At 29.5% G+C, this 19,080-nt stretch carries 19 protein-coding genes; all 19 read left to right on the top strand.

Annotation, left to right across the window (positions count from 1 at the left end; all coding sequences use genetic code 11):
* The 19 genes from ACFWUA_RS11020 (at position 1) to hslV (ending at position 19,071) form a co-directional block, all read left to right on the top strand.
* The gene (locus ACFWUA_RS11020) at positions 1–942 is read left to right on the top strand and encodes an elongator complex protein 3 (protein ID WP_416198070.1); all 942 of its coding nucleotides are present in this window, start codon (positions 1–3) and stop codon (positions 940–942) included.
* A gap of 204 nt (positions 943–1,146) precedes the next feature.
* On the top strand, positions 1,147–4,725 hold the full coding sequence (gene smc, locus ACFWUA_RS11015; protein WP_416198069.1) for a chromosome segregation protein SMC: 3,579 nt from the start codon (positions 1,147–1,149) through the stop codon (positions 4,723–4,725).
* A 17-nt stretch (positions 4,726–4,742) separates the two neighbouring features.
* Positions 4,743–5,873, top strand: coding sequence for a signal recognition particle-docking protein FtsY (gene ftsY, locus ACFWUA_RS11010; protein WP_416198068.1), 1,131 nt, complete (start codon positions 4,743–4,745; stop codon positions 5,871–5,873).
* A gap of 87 nt (positions 5,874–5,960) precedes the next feature.
* Entirely contained in the window at positions 5,961–6,341 is a 381-nt protein-coding gene (gene ylxM, locus ACFWUA_RS11005; protein ID WP_416198067.1) for a YlxM family DNA-binding protein, read from the top strand.
* Positions 6,341–7,681, top strand: a complete 1,341-nt coding sequence (ffh, locus tag ACFWUA_RS11000) for a signal recognition particle protein (RefSeq protein ID WP_416198066.1) — start codon at positions 6,341–6,343, stop codon at positions 7,679–7,681. The genes ylxM and ffh overlap by 1 nt, the downstream gene beginning before the upstream one ends.
* Positions 7,682–7,714: 33 nt before the next feature.
* Positions 7,715–7,987, top strand: a complete 273-nt coding sequence (rpsP, locus tag ACFWUA_RS10995; protein WP_072744557.1) for a 30S ribosomal protein S16 — start codon at positions 7,715–7,717, stop codon at positions 7,985–7,987.
* 21 nt (positions 7,988–8,008) lie between these two features.
* On the top strand, positions 8,009–8,239 hold the full coding sequence (locus ACFWUA_RS10990; protein ID WP_416198065.1) for a KH domain-containing protein: 231 nt from the start codon (positions 8,009–8,011) through the stop codon (positions 8,237–8,239).
* Between the two features lie 46 nt (positions 8,240–8,285).
* Complete coding sequence (gene rimM, locus ACFWUA_RS10985; RefSeq protein ID WP_416198064.1) at positions 8,286–8,789, top strand: ribosome maturation factor RimM; 504 nt, start codon at positions 8,286–8,288, stop codon at positions 8,787–8,789.
* Positions 8,786–9,523 carry a tRNA (guanosine(37)-N1)-methyltransferase TrmD gene (gene trmD, locus ACFWUA_RS10980; RefSeq protein ID WP_416198063.1) on the top strand — a complete coding sequence of 246 codons (738 nt, stop codon included), beginning with the start codon at positions 8,786–8,788 and terminating at the stop codon, positions 9,521–9,523. The genes rimM and trmD overlap by 4 nt, the downstream gene beginning before the upstream one ends.
* 103 nt (positions 9,524–9,626) lie before the next feature.
* Positions 9,627–9,974 (top strand): 50S ribosomal protein L19, encoded by a 348-nt coding sequence (gene rplS / locus ACFWUA_RS10975; protein WP_416198062.1) that lies wholly within the window; start codon positions 9,627–9,629, stop codon positions 9,972–9,974.
* A 56-nt stretch (positions 9,975–10,030) separates the two neighbouring features.
* A complete protein-coding gene (ylqF, locus tag ACFWUA_RS10970) occupies positions 10,031–10,873 on the top strand; it encodes a ribosome biogenesis GTPase YlqF (RefSeq protein ID WP_416198061.1) in 843 nt (280 codons plus the stop codon).
* A 16-nt stretch (positions 10,874–10,889) separates the two neighbouring features.
* Positions 10,890–11,495, top strand: a complete 606-nt coding sequence (locus ACFWUA_RS10965) for a ribonuclease HII (protein WP_416198060.1) — start codon at positions 10,890–10,892, stop codon at positions 11,493–11,495.
* A gap of 24 nt (positions 11,496–11,519) precedes the next feature.
* Positions 11,520–12,914, top strand: coding sequence for a hypothetical protein (locus ACFWUA_RS10960; RefSeq protein ID WP_416198059.1), 1,395 nt, complete (start codon positions 11,520–11,522; stop codon positions 12,912–12,914).
* A gap of 2 nt (positions 12,915–12,916) precedes the next feature.
* Positions 12,917–13,195, top strand: a complete 279-nt coding sequence (locus ACFWUA_RS10955) for an EscU/YscU/HrcU family type III secretion system export apparatus switch protein (protein WP_416198058.1) — start codon at positions 12,917–12,919, stop codon at positions 13,193–13,195.
* Positions 13,188–13,541, top strand: a complete 354-nt coding sequence (locus ACFWUA_RS10950) for a YraN family protein (protein ID WP_416198057.1) — start codon at positions 13,188–13,190, stop codon at positions 13,539–13,541. The genes ACFWUA_RS10955 and ACFWUA_RS10950 overlap by 8 nt, the downstream gene beginning before the upstream one ends.
* Positions 13,542–13,607: 66 nt before the next feature.
* Positions 13,608–15,137 (top strand): YifB family Mg chelatase-like AAA ATPase, encoded by a 1,530-nt coding sequence (locus ACFWUA_RS10945; RefSeq protein ID WP_416198056.1) that lies wholly within the window; start codon positions 13,608–13,610, stop codon positions 15,135–15,137.
* Between the two features lie 4 nt (positions 15,138–15,141).
* A complete protein-coding gene (gene dprA, locus ACFWUA_RS10940) occupies positions 15,142–16,239 on the top strand; it encodes a DNA-processing protein DprA (RefSeq protein WP_416198055.1) in 1,098 nt (365 codons plus the stop codon).
* A gap of 35 nt (positions 16,240–16,274) precedes the next feature.
* Positions 16,275–18,374 (top strand): type I DNA topoisomerase, encoded by a 2,100-nt coding sequence (gene topA, locus ACFWUA_RS10935; RefSeq protein ID WP_416198054.1) that lies wholly within the window; start codon positions 16,275–16,277, stop codon positions 18,372–18,374.
* Between the two features lie 166 nt (positions 18,375–18,540).
* Positions 18,541–19,071, top strand: coding sequence for an ATP-dependent protease subunit HslV (gene hslV / locus ACFWUA_RS10930; RefSeq protein WP_416198053.1), 531 nt, complete (start codon positions 18,541–18,543; stop codon positions 19,069–19,071).
* Positions 19,072–19,080: the final 9 nt, after the last annotated feature.

Genomic DNA, 19,080 nt, shown 5'->3' with positions numbered 1-19,080 from the left:
ATGAGTAAAGATTATTATATAATACCAATATTTGTGCCTCATTTAGGTTGTCCGCATGACTGTGTGTTTTGTAATCAGAAGAGGATTACAGGTAAAAGTACAGATATGACTAAAGAAAAAGCGGACAATATAATAAGAGAGCATTTAAAAACTATACCTAAAATGGATAGACAATTGGAAATTGCTTTTTATGGAGGAAGTTTTACGGCAATCTCATATGATTCTCAAAGAGAACTGTTAGATGTAGCATATAAATACAAGAAAAAAGGAATTGTAAATAGAATAAGATTGTCTACTAGACCAGATTATATTGATGAAAGAGAACTTCTTCTTTTAAAGGAATATGGAGTAGATATAATAGAATTAGGAGTCCAGTCTTTAGACGAAGAAGTTTTGTTTCATAGTGGAAGAGGGCATGGAAGTGAAGCTGTTTATAGTGCTTCTAAATTGATAAAAGAATATGGTTTTGGTCTAGGATTACAGATGATGATAGGATTGCCAGGAGATAATAGAGAAAAATCATTGTTTACAGCTAAAGAAATAGTAAAAATGGATCCTATATGTGTCAGAATTTATCCTACGCTGGTTATTGTTGATACTTATTTAGAAAAGATGTATTTGGGTGATAAATATAAACCATTATCTCTAGAAGAAGCAGTGGATATTTCAACGGACTTATTGATGATTTTTACTTATAGTAATATTGATGTTATAAGAATAGGGCTTCAACCTACGGATAATATAACATTGGGGAAAGATGTCATAGCAGGGCCTTTTCATCCAGCGTTTAGGCAATTGGTAGAATCTAATATATATAAGATTATATTAGAAGAATATTTTAATCAAGAAAATCTCTATGATATAGATGAATTAACCTTTGAGGTCAATAAGAAAGATATTTCTAATTTAGCAGGACAGAATTCCAACAATATAAATTTTTAAAAGAAAAATATAAAATAAAGAAAATAATAATTTATGGCAAAGATATTTCAAATGAAAATTTATTTATCAAAAGTAGTGATTTTTATGATAAAATAAATAAAATGGAATTTATACAAAAATATTTGATATCTAATAAATTGATATAAATAAGATGGGTTTCCACTATGGAAACCTTTTTGGATAAAGTATGAAGAGGTGTTTGTATTGCATTTAAAAAAATTGGAGATACAAGGATTTAAGTCTTTTGCTGATAAAACAGAGATAGAATTTAAAAATGGAATAACAGGAATAGTAGGCCCAAATGGAAGTGGCAAGAGCAATATTTCTGATGCTATACGATGGGTATTAGGTGAACAAAGTATAAAGACTCTCCGTGGCAATAAAATGGAGGATGTTATTTTTTCAGGAACTGACAAGAGAAGACCTTTGGGTTTTTCTGAAGTAACTATAATATTTGATAATAAAGATGGAATTATACCTATAGATTATTCTGAAGTATCAGTTACTAGGCGAATGTTTAGATCAGGTGAAAGCGAGTACTATATAAACAAAAATTCTTGTAGGTTAAAAGATATAAAAGAGTTATTTATGGATACGGGAGTAGGAAAAGATGGCTATTCAATTATTGGACAAGGCAGAGTAGATGAAATACTTAGTACAAAATCGGAAGATAGAAGAAACATTTTTGAAGAAGCCGCTGGAATAGTCAAATATAAAGCTAAAAAAGAAGAAGGAGAAAAAAAGCTTGAGAAAACCGAAGAGAATTTATTAAGAATTAATGATATATTATTTGAATTAGAAGGACAGATAGATCCTTTGAGGGAACAGTCAAATATTGCCAAGGAATACTTAAAAAAAGGCAATCATCTAAAGATTTTAGAAGTTAATTTATTTATAAATGAGATAGATAGATTAAAACAAGAACTAATAAATATAGAAAAACAAAAGAAAGACTTAAATCAGCAAGTAGATATTTATGTGGAAGAAAAAGAAAAAATTGAAAATAGATATTTCTCAATTAAAAATCAAATAGATGATATGGACAAATCTATTGATGAGTTTCAAAATAAGAAATATTTAATTCAGAGCAGTATAGATAAGAATCAACATCAGTTAGCATTATATGATGAAAATGAAAAGTTTTATAAAAAAGAAAAGGAAAGATTGGAAAAAGAAAAGAAAGAAAATTTAAAATTAAGAGAAGAACTTTTGAAAGAAAAAAGAAACCTAATAAATGAAATAGAATTAAAGGAAAAGGAATTGTCTTTGTTAAATAAGAAATTTATAGAGGAAAGTGAGATTTTAGAAAAATTAAGTATCCAAATAGAAGCAAAAGAAAAGGATATTGATAAAGAAAAAGATAATATTGTGGAAACTTATAATTTCCTTTCTGATAAAAAAAATAAGGCCAATAGTTTGGAAGTTTTTAAAGAAAGCATAAGAAAAAGAATAGATGAATTAGATAGGGAAATTAATACTCTATCTAAAGAAAAAGATGAGATGGAATCTCTTGCAAATAAATTGAGTATAGAAAAAGAAAAAAAAGAGGAAGAACTCAAAGTTATTTTAAATGAGAAAAAAAAGTATGAAGAGAAAGAAAACTGTTTAAAAGAAGAATATGAGCTACTACTTAAGAAAATCAATGAAGACAGGAGTTTGTTGCAAGGAAAGATATCAAATTACACTTTATTGAAAAACATGGAAGAAGATTATGAGGGGTACTATAAAAGTGTGAGGAACCTTTTGTTGGCAGCAAAAAAAGAGTCTATATTAAAAAAAGGAATAGTTGGTGTAATAGGGGAATTAGTAAAGGTGGATGAACAATATGAAAAAGCTATAGAAATAGCTTTGGGTTCTAGTTTGCAAAATATAGTTACTAATACTGAAGAAGATGCAAAATTTGCTATTGAGTATCTTAGGAAAAATAATTTAGGTAGAGTTACGTTTTTACCCCTATCTTCAGTTAAAGGCAAAAGGCTAAATATAAATATGGAAGAAGTAAGACAACAAGGTGGAATAGGAATTGGTTCAGATTTGATAAAATACGATGAAAAATATAGTGGTATTTTTGATTATTTATTAGGAAGAACATTAGTTGTTAAAAATATAGATTGTGGAATAAAATTATCTAAAAAACATGGATATTCATTTAGAATTGTTACATTAGATGGAGATGTCTTGAATTCAGGCGGTTCTATAACAGGAGGTAGTATACAAAAAAATAGTACAAATATATTGAATAGGAAAAACAGAATGACAAGTTTATCTGAAGAAATTCAGGTGCTTAGAAGTGAATTGAATTTTAATGAAGAAAAAGTAGATAAAATGAAAATAGAAATTAATGATATATCCAATACTATTAAAGAAAAAGATGAAAAAATTCAATCTACGAATATAGATATAATACAGCTTGAGAATAATATAGCTCAAATGTTATCAGATATGAAAAAAAATGATTGCAGAATACAAAAGTGTGTGGATGAAATACAAAATTTAAATAAAGAGATTGAAGCTATTGATTCTCAAGTTAGATCTTTAAAAGATGAGATTGTTCAATTGGAAAAAGGCAGGGATTCGGTAAAAGATAGTATAAGGGATATGGTGGAGAATTTTGAAAGACAAAAAAAATTAAGACAAGAAAAAGCAAATAAGATAACTGAACTTAAAATTCAAATCAATTCTATAGATAATATAGTAGTATCTTCTAAAGAAAGATTATTGTATATAGATAAAGAATGCTCAGATATTTTAAATGTTATAAATGAAATAGATATGGAATGTGATGAAAACTGTACTAAAATACAAGAAGTTAATAAATTTAGACAAGAGATTCATGAGGATATAAATACTCAACATAAATTGTTAGAAGATTGTGCACTCAATTTAAATAAATTCAAAGAAAACAAAAAAGTATTTATGGAAAATTTTACAAATGAACAAGAAAAGTTGAAAAGAATGGACGAAAAGATAAATTTACTTGAAAAAAGTATAAATAGTTTGGATGTAAAATATGCTAAATATAGTGTTCAGATTGAAAACTATATTTCTAGATTGGAAGAAGAATATGATCTAAATTATGAAGAAGCTCTAAATTTTAAGATTGAAATTAAAAATTTCAAAGAAGTTGAAGAAGAAGTGAGGGCATTGAAAAATGATATTAAAAATCTAGGCACTGTAAATTTAGGCTCTATAGAAGAATATAAAAAAGTAAAAGAAAGATTTGAATTTATCAATTCTCAAAAAGATGATTTACTCTCTGCTAAAAAATCTCTAAAAGAAATAATTAGAGACATGGAAATTAAAATGGAAAAGCAATTTTTAGAAAACTTTAATTTAATAAGAGAAAATTTTCAAGTGGTTTTTAAAGAACTTTTTGGCGGAGGAAAAGCTGATGTATATTTGGTAGATGAAGAAAATGTTCTTGAAAGTGGAATAGAAATAATTGCACAGCCACCAGGAAAAAAACTTCAAAGTCTTTCTCTTTTATCGGGTGGAGAAAAGTCTCTTACTGCTGTAGCTCTTTTGTTTGCTATATTAAAAACTAAACCTACACCATTTTGTATACTTGATGAAATAGATGCAGCATTGGATGAAGCAAATATTACAAGATATACTTCGTATTTAAAGAGTTTTTCAGAAAATACTCAATTTATAATGATAACACATAGAAAGGGAACTATGGAAATTGCTGATACATTGTATGGTGTAACCATGGAGGAAGAAGGAATAAGTAGATTGGTTTCAGTAAAACTTTCTGATAAAATGAAAGAAAAAGCTAGCTAAGATAAGGAGGAACAAATATGGCGAAATTTTTTGATATATTCAAAAAAAAGAAAAAAGAAAATATTGATGAAGAGAATATTGATGAAATAATTGATGAAGAGATAAATGAAGAAGCAGTATATGAAGAAATTGATGTGGTTAAAGATGAAATTGTTGAAAATGAAGAAATTGAAAAAGCAAGGGATAGTGTCATACAAGAAGATGATTTGATGGAACAAGAGGATTTAGAAGAAAAAGTAGATTTTTTCACTAAATTGAAACAGGGATTAGCTAAGACTAGAAAGGGAATGACAGATAAAATTGATAACATATTAAAATCCTATGGGAAAATTGATGAGGAATTGTTTGATGAATTAGAAGAAATACTTATTACATCAGATGTAGGTGTGGAAACTACTATGGAAATAATAGATAATCTGAAAAGTAAGGTAAAGGAAAACAAAATAAAAGATCCAACTGATGTAAAAAAGTATCTTAAGGAAGAAATAAAATGTACGCTAAATAAATTGGATGTAGATAGAAATTTAAATATAGAACCATCGCCAGCAATTATACTTGTTGTAGGAGTAAATGGTGTAGGAAAGACAACTACTATAGGAAAGATGGCTTGTAATCTAAGAAAGGATGGAAAAAAAGTATTAATAGCTGCAGGAGATACTTTTAGGGCAGCTGCAATTGAACAGTTAGAAGAGTGGGCAAATAGAGCTAATGTCGATATAGTAGCTCATAGTGAAGGCTCAGATCCAGCTGCAGTAATCTATGATGGTATTCAAGCAGCTAAAGCTAGAAAATGTGATGTTTTGATATGTGATACCGCTGGTAGATTGCACAATAAGAAAAATTTGATGAATGAATTAAATAAAATTTTCAGAGTGGTTGAAAAAGAATATCCAGAAGCAACAAAAGAAGTATTGCTAGTAGTAGATGCAACTACAGGGCAAAATGCTATTCTCCAAGCAAAAGTATTTAAAGAAGTTTGTGATATTACTGGGATAGTTCTTACAAAACTTGATGGAACTGCAAAAGGAGGAGTTGTTATAGCTTTACAATCTGAGCTAAATGTTCCAGTTAAATTGGTTGGAGTAGGTGAAGGTATAGATGATCTACAAAATTTTGAGACTGAAAGTTTTGTAGAAGCTATTATTTAAAAAAATGTTGACAAAAAAAGATATATATAATAAAATATCACTGTCAAGTTTATTACTTGACAGTGATATTTTATATGTGGTGATACTATGGTAGAGAAAATAGTTGAGATTGGAATATTGTTTGATTTTTACGGGAAACTTTTAAGTGAAAGTCAATATAAAATTATTGAGTTTTATTATATTCATGATTTATCTCTAGGAGAAATTGCAGAAGAATTGGGTATTAGTAGGCAAGGTGTATATGATACATTAAAAAGAGCTGAAAATAAGCTGTATGAATATGAAGAAACATTAGGATTAGTTAAAAAATTTAATTTTACCAAAGAAAAGATAAAAACTATACTTAAATATTCATATGAGATTGAAAAAAATGCAGAAAAATTAAAACATGAATACGCAAAAGAACAAGCCCAAAATATTAAAAAAATTGCTTTGGAAATATTAGAAAATGACCAGGAGGGTATATGATGGTATTTGAAAGTTTATCAGAGAAACTTCAAAATGCTCTTGGAAAATTAAAAGGCAAGGGGAAACTTACTGAAAAAGATGTAGATATTGCTATGAGAGAAGTTAAATTAGCACTTCTAGAAGCTGATGTAAACTTTAAGGTAGTAAAAAAATTCATAAATGATGTAAAAGAAAGAGCAGTTGGTTTAGAAGTTATGGAGAGTTTGACTCCCGGGCAACAAGTGATAAAGATTGTAAATGAAGAGTTGACGAAGTTGATGGGGGAAAGCGAAAGTAAAATTGAATTTTCTTCAAACCCACCAACGATAATACTTATGTGTGGGCTTCAAGGTGCAGGTAAAACTACTACCGCAGGTAAATTGGCGCTACTTCTTAAAAAACAAAATAAAAGGCCATTGTTAGTGGCTTGTGATGTGTATAGACCAGCAGCTATCAAACAGCTAGAAGTTGTTGGTGACAGAGTAAGTGTACCAGTATTTACTATGGGAGATAAAAATGATCCTGTGGATATTGCTAAAGCTGGAGTAGAGCATGGAAAGAAAAATGGGAATGATATTATTATAATAGATACTGCAGGTAGACTTCATATAGATGAAAATCTGATGGAAGAACTCCAAAATATTAAAGGAGAAGTAAATCCAAAAGAGATATTATTGGTAGTAGATTCAATGACAGGACAAGATGCTGTAACTGTAGCAGAGACTTTTAATGAAAAATTAGATATTACTGGTGTCGTGTTGACCAAATTGGATGGAGATGCTCGTGGTGGAGCAGCACTTTCTATAAGAGCAGTTACTGGAAAGCCAATTAAATTTGCTGGTATGGGAGAAAAAATGGAACAATTAGAGCCTTTCCATCCTGATAGAATGGCTTCAAGAATTCTTGGCATGGGAGATGTACTAAGTCTTATAGAGAAGGCTCAAGAATCTTTTGATGCTAAAAAGGCCCAAGAACTTGAAAAAAGAATTAGAAATCAGCAATTTACTTTTGATGATTTTTTAGATCAATTGGATCAGATGAAGAATTTGGGACCGCTAGATGAGGTAATTGGTATGATACCAGGTGTCAATAATAAAAAATTAAAGGATTTAAATGTAGATGAAAAAGAATTAGATAGAATACAGGCTATTATTCAATCAATGACTCCTAAAGAAAGAGAAGATCCATCTATAATTGATAGCAGTAGAAGAAAGAGAATAGCTAATGGTAGTGGGACGTCAGTTCAAGAAGTAAATAAACTATTAAAGCAATTTAAAGAGACAAAAAAAATGATGAAAAAATTCACTGATATGGAAAAGACAATCAAGAAAAAAGGGAAATTTGGATTTCCATTTTTTTAATAGATGATATTGGAATTTAAAGGAGGTGAGAAAATGGCAGTTAAGATTAGACTAAGAAGAATGGGTGCAAAGAAAAATCCTTTTTATAGAATTGTAGTTGCTGATTCCCGTTCTCCAAGGAATGGAAGATTCATAGAAGAAATAGGGTACTATAATCCTTTGACAGAACCTAAAATTGTAAAGGTTGATGATGAAAAAGCTATGAATTGGTTAAATAATGGTGCTAAACCTACAGATACAGTTGAAAGGCTTTTTAGGGAAGCTGGAATTTATGAAAAATTAAATGAAAATAAAAGCCAAGAATAATTCCTTTAGGGGGTGAAATGAGTGGGAGAGTTAGTAGAAATGATTGCTAAAGCTCTTGTAGACAATCCAGATGCAGTTGAAGTCAATGAGGTTGAAGGTACTCAGTCAGTAATTATTGAACTAAAAGTAGCCCCAGAGGATATGGGGAAAATAATTGGTAAGCAAGGAAGGATAGCAAAAGCTATTAGAACAGTAGTTAAAGCAGCTGCTATAAAGGAAAACAAGAGAGTAGTTGTAGAAATTATTCAGTGAGGGATTAGAAAGCTAATCCCTTTTCTACTATATGGTAGGTGAAATTATGGATTTTATACAAGTTGGGAAAATCACAAACACTCATGGAATTAAGGGAGAGATTAAGGTTTATCCTTTAACAGATGATATACGCCGATTTGAAAAGCTTAAAAATTTATATATAGGTGACAAAAAAATAAAAGTTACTGTTGAAAAAATTTGGTATCAAAAAAATTTAGTAATATTAAAGTTTAAAGAGTACGATAATATAAATGAAGTTGAAGTATATAAAAATGAATATTTATATATAGACGAGAAAGACAAAATAGTACTTCCAGATGATACTTATTTTATATTTGATATCATTGGCTGTAAGGTAATTGATATAAGTAATAATGAAATAGGAATTGTCAGTGAAGTTTTGACTAATATGAGTAATGATATATATGTAGTAAAAGATTTGAATTCCCATAAAGAATATCTAATACCAGCAGTAAAACAATTTATAAAAGAGATAAGTATAGAAGAAAAAAAGATAGTTATAGAGCCTATTGAAGGATTGATAGAATGAAAATAGATATTTTGACATTGTTTCCTGAATTATTTGGGGAATTTTTCAAATGGAGTATTATAGGTAGAGCAGTAGATAAAAATTTGGTTGAATTAAATTGTACTAATATAAGAGATTTTTCTAAAGATAAGCATAAAAAAGTTGATGACTATCCTTTTGGAGGAGGTCCAGGTATGGTTATGAGACCTGAACCAATTTATGAAGCTATAGAAAGTATTAAAGAAAATGACTCTATAGTTATCTATCTTTCGCCAAAAGGAAAGGTTTACAATCAGGAAATGGCCAATAGATTGGCTAAAGAAAATCATTTAGTTTTGCTTTGTGGACATTATGAAGGGATAGATAATCGTATAGTAGAGAACTATATAGATGAGGAGATATCGATAGGGGACTTTGTATTGACAGGTGGAGAAATTCCAGCAATGTTGCTAATAGATTCTATAGTTAGGCTTATTCCTGGGGTATTAAGTAGTCAAGAATCCTTTATGGAAGAGTCTCACTATAATGGATTGTTAGAGTATCCTCAGTATACTAGGCCTAGGGAATTTAAAGGTCTTTCTGTACCTTCAATACTTTTATCTGGAGATCATGAAAAGATTGCTGAATGGAGAAAGTATGAGTCTTTAAAAGCAACATATTTAAATAGAAAAGATTTATTAGAAAAAAGAGAGTTTACATCTGAAGAAAAATTGATGATAGAAAAAATTATTGAGGAAGATAAAAAAAATATTTAGTTGTAATTTTACAATACATGTGCTATAATACACAAGGTAATGGTATAAGGGACGGTCCTCTGTCGAAAGGATAAGAACGTCTAGGGAGAAGGGAGGTTTAGGCATGGATATTATTAAAATGATTGAAGATGAACAAATTAAGAAAGATATACCCGAATTTAACGTAGGTGATACAGTTCAAGTTCACTACAAGGTTAAAGAAGGTACACGTGAGAGAGTTCAGGTATTTGAAGGAACTGTTATAAAAAGACAAGGTGGAGGTGCTAGAGAAACTTTCACAGTTAGAAGGCTTTCTTATGGTGTTGGAGTAGAAAGGACATTTCCTCTACATTCTCCAAGAATTGAAAAGCTTGTTGTTACAAGAAAAGGTAAAGTAAGAAGAGCAAAATTATATTATTTAAGAGGAAGACAAGGAAAAGCAGCTAAAGTTAAAGAGAAGACAAACTATTAATATATTGGGACTATATGGGTCCCAATATTTATTTATATAATTAGGTTGGTGATATAATGAATATAAATTGGTATCCAGGTCATATGAAAAAAACTAAAGAATCTATAAAGAAAAATCTACAATTAGTAGATATTATATATGAACTATTAGATGCTAGAATACCAATAAGCAGCGAAAATCCAGATATTGACAATATCGTAGGAGATAAACCAAGGATAGTTATATTAAACAAATCTGATTTGAGTAGTCATGAAGGAAATATTAAGTGGCAACAATATTATCAAAACAAAGGAATAGCTTCAGTATTGGTAGATTCGTTGAATAATAAAGGCCTCAGTGAACTAATCGACATTTCCAATAAACTTATGAAGGAAAAAAAACTTAAATTGGAGAAAAAAGGTATAAAGAATAGACCTATTAGAGCTATGATAGTTGGTATTCCCAATGTAGGGAAATCTACATTGATAAATAGCTTATCTGGTAGAAGGGGAGCAAAAACTGGAAATAGACCTGGAGTTACAAAAGCTAACCAATGGATTAAACTTAAAGGGAATTTAGAACTATTAGATACTCCAGGTATACTTTGGCCTAAGTTTGAGGATGAAAGCGTAGGTCTTAATTTGGCTTTTACTGGAGCTATAAAAGATGAGCTGCTGGATATAGAAAGTTTGGCATTTAAACTAGTTGAAAGGTTAGTTGATACTTATCCTGAATTGTTAGAAAACAGATATAATATAACTGTTTGTGGAAAGACAATATATGAAATAGTGGAAAACATTGCTCAAAATAGAGGGTGTATAAGCAAGGGACAGGAAATTGACTTTACAAAGGTTAGCAATATTATTATAGATGATTTTAGAAAAGGCAGAATTGGAAGGATAACCCTTGAATTGCCTTAATTTTGGAGGAATATATATGTTTGAGATAGAAAATGAATTTTGGGACAAGGGATACAAATGTATTGCTTGTATTGATGAAGTAGGAAGAGGGTCATTGGCAGGCGATGTATTGGCATGTGCTATTATAATGCCCAAAGATGTATTTATACAGGGGGTTAAAGATTCAAAAAAACTCTCACCTAAAAAAAGAGAAAAATTATACGATGAAATATTAGAATCAGCATATGCTGTGGGTATAGGACAGGTAGATTCTAAAATTATAGATGAAATAAATATTAAGGAAAGTACTAGACTTGCTATGAAGAAAGCGGTACTTAATTTAAAAGATAAAAATGGAAATACTGTTATACCTGATTATATTTTAATAGATGCTGAAGAAATTTATTTAGATATACCACAGTCAAGCATAATAAAGGGAGATGACAAGTGTTTTGGAATTTCTTGTGCTTCTATTGTAGCTAAGGTTTACAGAGATAGACTATGCAATATTTGGGGAAAAGAGTATGAAGGGTATTTTATTGAGAAAAATAAAGGCTATGGGACTAAAGAACATAGGGAAGCTATAAAAAAGCTTGGCCCTTCTCCAATACACAGATTGACTTTTTTGAAAAATATTATTTAGTGATATAATATCAGGGTGAAATAAATGAGAATAGATGATTTTTATCAACTTCAAAATTTTATATTTGAATTAAATAATAATGAATTAAAAGAAGGAAGTACTGTAAATGGAGAAATAATTGATATATTGGATGAATATGTGTTTTTAAATATTGAAGATCTTGGATTGATTAGAGCTGAAAACAGACTGAATGTTGATGATTTAAAAGGGAAAAAGATAAGTTTTACTGTAAAACTTTTAAAAAATGGGAAAATAGAGCTTGTGCCTTTATTAAATGAAAATGTAGAAGAAGTGGCCTCAAATAGCAATGATAATCTAAAAAAATTAACGATAAGTAAAATATTGAAAGAATATGGCATATTAGAAGATGATATTACAAGAGAATTGCTAGAGACATTGTTTGAATATAATATCCCTATAAATAGTGATAATATAAATAGAGAAATAAAAATTATAGACAAACTTGAAGATATTTTCAATAAGACTTTAAATGAAAAAATAATACTTTTTAATGATAGTCAAGATCCTATAAAAGAGGATATTAAAAAATTCATAATAGTAGAGAAAGATGACTATCCTGAAAAAAATGATTTGAACTTTATATATAATGAAATAAGAAATTTGCTTCCAAATGGAAAAGTATCGAGTGAATTCATAAAGATTATTACTTTTTTGATAAAAAATCAAATTTGTGTATCACTTAACAACTTAAAGAATTTAAATGATATCATGGAAAATAAAGAGCTTATACCTGAGAAGCTTTTAAATATAGTTAATATTGTTGAAGGGAAAAATGAGGAAAATATTTACAAAAAGCAGGATATACAAAAAATATTCCATAATGGGAAAATAAACATAGCATTTTCTAAAGAAAATGCTATAGCTATTAAAGATTATTATAAGAATCTGGGAAATGAATTGAAAAAAATAAAAGGTATTCTAAAGAATGACATTGATAATAAAAATTTAAATATATATAAAAATGCTGAGAAGGATATAAAAGAGTTAATGTATAAAATAGATTTTTTAAATGAAATAAATGAAAAAATGACTTTTGTTTATGTACCTATGACAATAAAGAATTTTAAAGAAAACAATGCCATTACTATATTGAAGAAGAAAAAAGGAAGTTTTAATGGAAAAGACAAAGTAAATTTTTTTATAAATTTAAATATGGAGTATTTAGGCAATGTTAAAGTATATTGTGAAGTATTTGATGATTTGATAAATTTGAATTTTAGTTTAAACAATGACAATGTCTATTTATTCAAATCTAATGAAGCGTATTTGACTCAAAAATTAAGTGAAAAAGGGTATAGATTAAATTCTATAAACTATGTATTAGATGAAGAAGTCAACCTTATTAATACTTTGATTGAAAATCATGAGCCTTATTATTTTTTAGATGTGAAGGTGTAATTATGGGCAAAGATAAAAAAAAGAGGGCAGTTGCATTAAAATATACAAAAGAATTTGTAGCTCCAACAGTGATAGCAAAGGGTGAAGGGTATATTGCAGAAAAAATTATAGAAAAGGGAAAAAAAGAGAATATAAATATTTATGAAGATGAAAATGTCATAGATGATTTAATTAAATTAAATATTGGACAGGAAATTCCGCCTGAATTGTACGAAGTAGTTGCAGAAATAATTGCATTTGTTTATTCTTTAGATAAGAAAAAAGGTGATATAGATGAATAATAATGTAGAAAAAGGGGCAATGGGAGAGGAAATAGCTTGCAAATACTTGATGTCTAAGGATTATATTATATTAGAAAGAAATTATAGAAATAAAATAGGTGAAATTGATATTATAGCTAAAAAAAGTGAATTGATAGTATTTGTAGAAGTAAAAACTAGAACAAGTACAAATTATGGTTATGCTTATGAAGCGGTAAATAAAAAGAAACAAACAAAGATTATTAATACTGCATTGTGTTATATAAAACAATATAATTTAAAAAACTTTCAAATTAGATTTGATATAATAGAAGTCTATATAGGAAATAAGAAAAAAATAAATCATTTTGAAGATGCTTTTGTTTAGATAAAAATATGATTAGCTTGTTTTTAATATATTGAATATTTAAATAAATTAGAAAAGGGGTTAAAAATGTATTCAAAAGTAAAAACTTGCGTTCTTCAGGGACTTAATGGTTTTATCATAGAGGTTGAAACGGATATATCAAGAGGATTACCTACATTTAATATAGTGGGATTGCCTGATACAGCTATAAAGGAATCTAAAGAAAGAGTAAGAACGGCTATAAAAAATAGTGGATATGAGTTTCCTCTAAATAGGATTACAATTAACTTGGCTCCTGCCAATTTAAAAAAGGAAGGTTCTCAAATGGACCTATCTATTGCAATTGGTTTATTGTCGGCTATGGGAATTGTAAATAATTGTGATTTAAGTGGAATATCATTTTTGGGAGAACTTTCTTTGGATGGGAAAATAAATAAAATTGAAGGAGCACTCCCTATGGTTATTTCTCTTAGAGAGATGAATGTGAAAAATGTAGTATTGCCTTATGATAATAGAGACGAATGTGGAGTCATTGATGATATAAATATTATACCTATAAAAGATTTAAATGAATTGGTAATGTATCTAAATGGGGAGTGCAAAATTGAATACTATAAAAAAGATATAAGGGATTTGTTTGATATCAATGACAATTTTGCTGATGATTTTAGTGACATAAAGGGACAAGAAGGTTTGAAGAGAGCATTAGAGGTATCTGCAGCTGGTTCTCACAATATCCTTATAATTGGTCCACCGGGATCGGGTAAAACTATGGCTGCTAGGAGACTTCCTAGTATACTTCCTAATTTGACTTTTGAAGAGTCTATTGAAATAACTAAAATATACAGCGTTGCAGGATTGCTTAATGATGAGTTTTTAGTAAGTAGAAGGCCTTTTAGAGCTCCTCATCATACTGCCTCAGCTACAGCTTTAATTGGCGGAGGTAGGATGCCTAAACCTGGAGAAGTTTCATTGGCTCATCGTGGTGTGTTGTTTTTGGATGAATTACCTGAATTTCAAAAAAATGTTCTAGAAGTTTTGAGACAACCCATGGAAGATGGTTTTGTGACCATATCTAGAGTAAATGCAACACTTTCATATCCTGCTGAATTTATGCTAGTGGCTAGCATGAATCCATGTCCGTGCGGTTATTTTGGAGATCCTTATCATGAATGTACCTGTTCTGAAGGCAGTATTGAAAAATATTTAAGCAAAATAAGTCATCCGCTGTTAGACAGAATAGATATACATACTGAAGTTATGCCTGTAGATTATTCTGACTTAGAAAAAGATATAAAAGTTGAATCTTCAAAAGATATAAAAAGTAGAGTCGATGAGGCAAGAAAAATACAGATTGAAAGATATAAAGATGAAGGAATTTATTCTAATGGTCAATTGAGTTCTAAAAATATTAAAAAATATTGTAGATTAAATAGTGGTGCCGAAAAAATCATGAAGGAAGCATTTAAAAAATTTAAATTTAGTGCTAGAAGTTATAACAAAATATTAAAGGTGGCTAGAACTATTGCAGACTTAGATGGAGAAAAAAATATAATGGAAAAACATGTTTTAGAAGCTATTCAATATAGGAGTTTAGATAAAAAGTATTGGGGGTAAAGAGATGAATAGTTTCAACAATAAAGAAACGCTTATATGGTTAAATAATATAAAGATTGGCAATAGAACTGTTGAAAAGATATTAAAACATTTTGAAAACATTTCTGATATTTGGCAAGCAACTAATTCTGAAATCATGAGTATAAAAGGCATTAACGAAGAGATAAAGAAACGGATTATTTTTCATAGAAATCCTAATCAACTAGATGAAGTGATGGAAAAAATAAATGAATTAGGAATAAATGTGATTACAGTACTTGATGAAAATTATCCAGTTAACTTAAGATATGTTTATGACAATCCCATGGTTTTATATTGCAAGGGAGATTTTACAGAAAAAGACAATTTATCTATTGCAATTGTAGGCTCTAGGAAAGCTACTGCTTATGGAAAATGGGCTAGTGAGAAATTTTCACGTGAATTGGCTAAACTAGGTATAACGGTCATCAGTGGCATGGCAAAAGGCATAGATACTTATGCTCATAGAGGCGCGTTAAATGAAAATGGTAGAACTATTGCTGTACTTGGCAGTGGAATTGATGTTATTTATCCCAAAAACAATAAGGATTTATATAACGAAATATCTCAAAACGGAGCTGTTGTATCTGAGTTTTCTATTGGTACTGAGCCTTATGCTACAAACTTTCCTCTTAGGAACCGTATAATAAGTGGAATGTCATTGGGGGTAATAGTGATAGAAGCTACTGAAAAAAGTGGTTCTTTGATCACTGTAGAGCATGCTATAGAACAAGGAAAAGAAGTTTTTGCAGTGCCAGGAAATATAAATAGTATGTTTAGTAGGGGAACTAATAGTTTAATAAAAGATGGTGCTAAGATTGCATTAGATATAGAGGATATTTTAGAGGAAATTTATGAGTTTAAAGAAAAACTTAACTCTATAGAAGAAAAAGATATAAATTATTCAGATTTAAGTTTAACTGAAATAAAAATTGTAAATTGCTTAAAGGAAAAACCTACTCATTGTGACAATATAGTATACGCGACAGGGTTGGATATATCTACTGTAAATAGTACTTTGACAATTCTTGAGTTAAAAGGAATAGTTAAAGAACTTCAAGGCAGAATATATACACTATCATAATCGCGAAATATATTTATACTCTGGAGGTGCGAAATTTGGGGAAAAATTTAGTTATAGTTGAATCACCTGCAAAAGCAAAAACTATTGAAAAATTTTTGGGAAAAAAATATACTGTTAAGGCTTCTGTAGGTCATGTAAGAGATCTGCCTAAAAGTAGTTTAGGAATAGATATAGAAAATAATTTCACTCCTAAATATATAACTATTAGGGGTAAGGGTCCAGTGATAAAGGAACTTAAAGATGAAGCTAAAAAATCAGATAAAATTTACTTAGCAACTGACCCTGATAGAGAAGGAGAAGCCATATCTTGGCATTTAGCATATTTATTAGGCTTAGATGAAGATGAGCCTATAAGAATTGAATTCAATGAGATAACTAAGGAAGCGGTATCTGAGGCCATAAAGAAGCCACGACCTATAAATAAGAATTTAGTAGATGCACAACAGGCACGAAGGATACTTGATAGATTAGTTGGATACAAGATAAGTCCTCTTTTGTGGAAAAAGATTAGAAAGGGGTTAAGCGCAGGTAGAGTTCAATCAGTAGCTGTCAAGTTGATATGTGATAGGGAAAAGGAAATAGAAAACTTTGTACCAGAAGAATATTGGAGTATTAAAGGTATTTTTGATAAAGATAATGAAAAGTTTGAAGCTGATTTCTATGGGAAAATGGTAGAAAACAAAGAAGTAAAAATAGAGTTAAAATCTAAAGAAGAAGTTGATAAAATACTTGGTGGTCTTGAGGGTGGCAAATACTATATTAATGAAGTGAAAAAAGGAACAAAGAAAAGAAATCCATATCCTCCTTATACAACTAGTACATTGCAACAAGATGCATCTAAAAGGCTTGGATTTTCCACCAAAAAAACTATGATGATAGCTCAACAATTGTATGAGGGTATTGATTTAAAAAAAGATGGTACTATAGGTCTTATAACTTATATTAGGACTGACTCTACAAGGATTTCTGAAGGGGCTATAAAAGATACGGATGAATTCATTGTAGAAAATTATGGCAAACAGTATTCTAATGGAGGACGAAAGTTTAAAAATAAAAAAAATGGAGATATTCAAGATGCTCATGAGGCTATAAGGCCTACATCTGTTAGAAGAGAGCCAGATAATATTAGAGAATACTTATCAACCGATCAATATAAGTTATATAAACTTATATGGGAAAGATATGTATCTAGTCAGATGAGTCCAGCTGTATACGAAACTATTTCGATAAAAATTTTATGCAGAGAATATGTTTTTAAATCTACAAGTTCTAAAATAAAGTTTGAAGGGTTTATGAAAGTCTATAATATAAATGAAAAAGATGAAAACGAATTAATGGTTTCTTCTTTGAATAAGGGAGAAGAATTGAAATTATATAAATTAGAACCAGCACAGCACTTTACTCAGCCACCCGCTTCATATTCAGAAGCTACATTGATAAAGACACTGGAAGAATTGGGAATAGGTAGGCCTAGTACTTATGCACCCACTATAAGTACTATTTTAAGTAGAGAATATGTTGTGTTAGAAAATAAATATTTTAAGCCTACAGAATTGGGTATTTTAGTGAATGAATTATTAGAAGATTATTTCAAAGATATAGTAAATGAGGAATTCACTGCAGAAATGGAAGAAAAATTAGACAATGTAGCAGATGGAAAGTACCCATGGAAGAAAGTAGTTGAAGATTTTTACAAAGATTTTAGCAAGGATTTAATAGTTGCAGAAGAAGAGATTGATAAAATTGAAATTGAAGAAGAAGCTACTGATGTCATATGTGAAAAATGTGGAAGAAATATGGTTGTTAAACATGGAAGATATGGGAAATTTTTAGCTTGTCCAGGATATCCAGAGTGTAAAAATACTAAACCTCTTTTGCAGGAATTAGATATAGATTGTCCATTGTGTGGAGGTAAAATAGTAGAAAGAAGATCGAAAAAAGGAAGATTATTTTATGGATGTAGTAATTATCCGGAATGTAATTTTGTATCTTGGGATAGGCCTATTAAAGAAAAATGTCCTAATTGTGGGGGAATACTTGTGCAGAAAAAAAACAAAAATAGTACAACGATTAAGTGCATAAATAAATCATGTGGTTTTTCACGAGTTGAGAAAAATGTTAAGAAAAATATATGAATTTAATTCTGTACTTTTATAGAGAAATATAGTAATCTATATATAGATTGACAATTTAAACAAGATTAAATATTCTGAAAATGTCATATGAAATAATCTTGCAGTTATCTAGAAAATGTGATAGTATTTCTTTGGTCTAGTCTTTGTTTATAGGAGTGTGGTTTTTATGATGATGGGAACAACTATTATAGCTATTAAAAAAGGTGAAAGCGTAGCTATTGCTGGAGACGGGCAAGTAACCATGGGTGATAGTACCATAATGAAGAGTACAGCTAAAAAAGTTAGGAAAATATATGATGGAAAAGTTGTAATTGGATTTGCAGGTTCTGTAGCAGATGCAGTTACTTTAGCTGAATTGTTAGAAGAAAAACTTGAACAGTATGGAGGAAATTTAAGAAGGGCCTCAGTTGAATTGGCTAAGGAATGGAGAAGGGACAAAGTACTTAGAAAGTTAGAAGCTATGCTTATTGCAGGAGATAAAGACAATTTATTGCTTATTTCAGGGAATGGTGAAGTTATCGAGCCTGACGAGGGAATTGCAGCTATAGGTTCTGGGGGTAATTTTGCTTTAGCTGCTGGCAAGGCACTTTTTAAGCATTCTGAATTGACTATTGAGGAAATAGTAAAAGAATCTTTACACATAGCTTCTTCAATTTGTATTTATACAAATGATAATATAACTGTTGAAGTCATTTGAGGAGAGTGA

Source organism: Sporanaerobacter sp. (genome assembly GCF_047830725.1).
Classification (GTDB): domain Bacteria; phylum Bacillota; class Clostridia; order Tissierellales; family Sporanaerobacteraceae; genus Sporanaerobacter.
The sequence above is the reverse complement of the archived record's forward strand: the minus strand, read 5'-3'. Positions and strand labels throughout refer to the sequence as shown.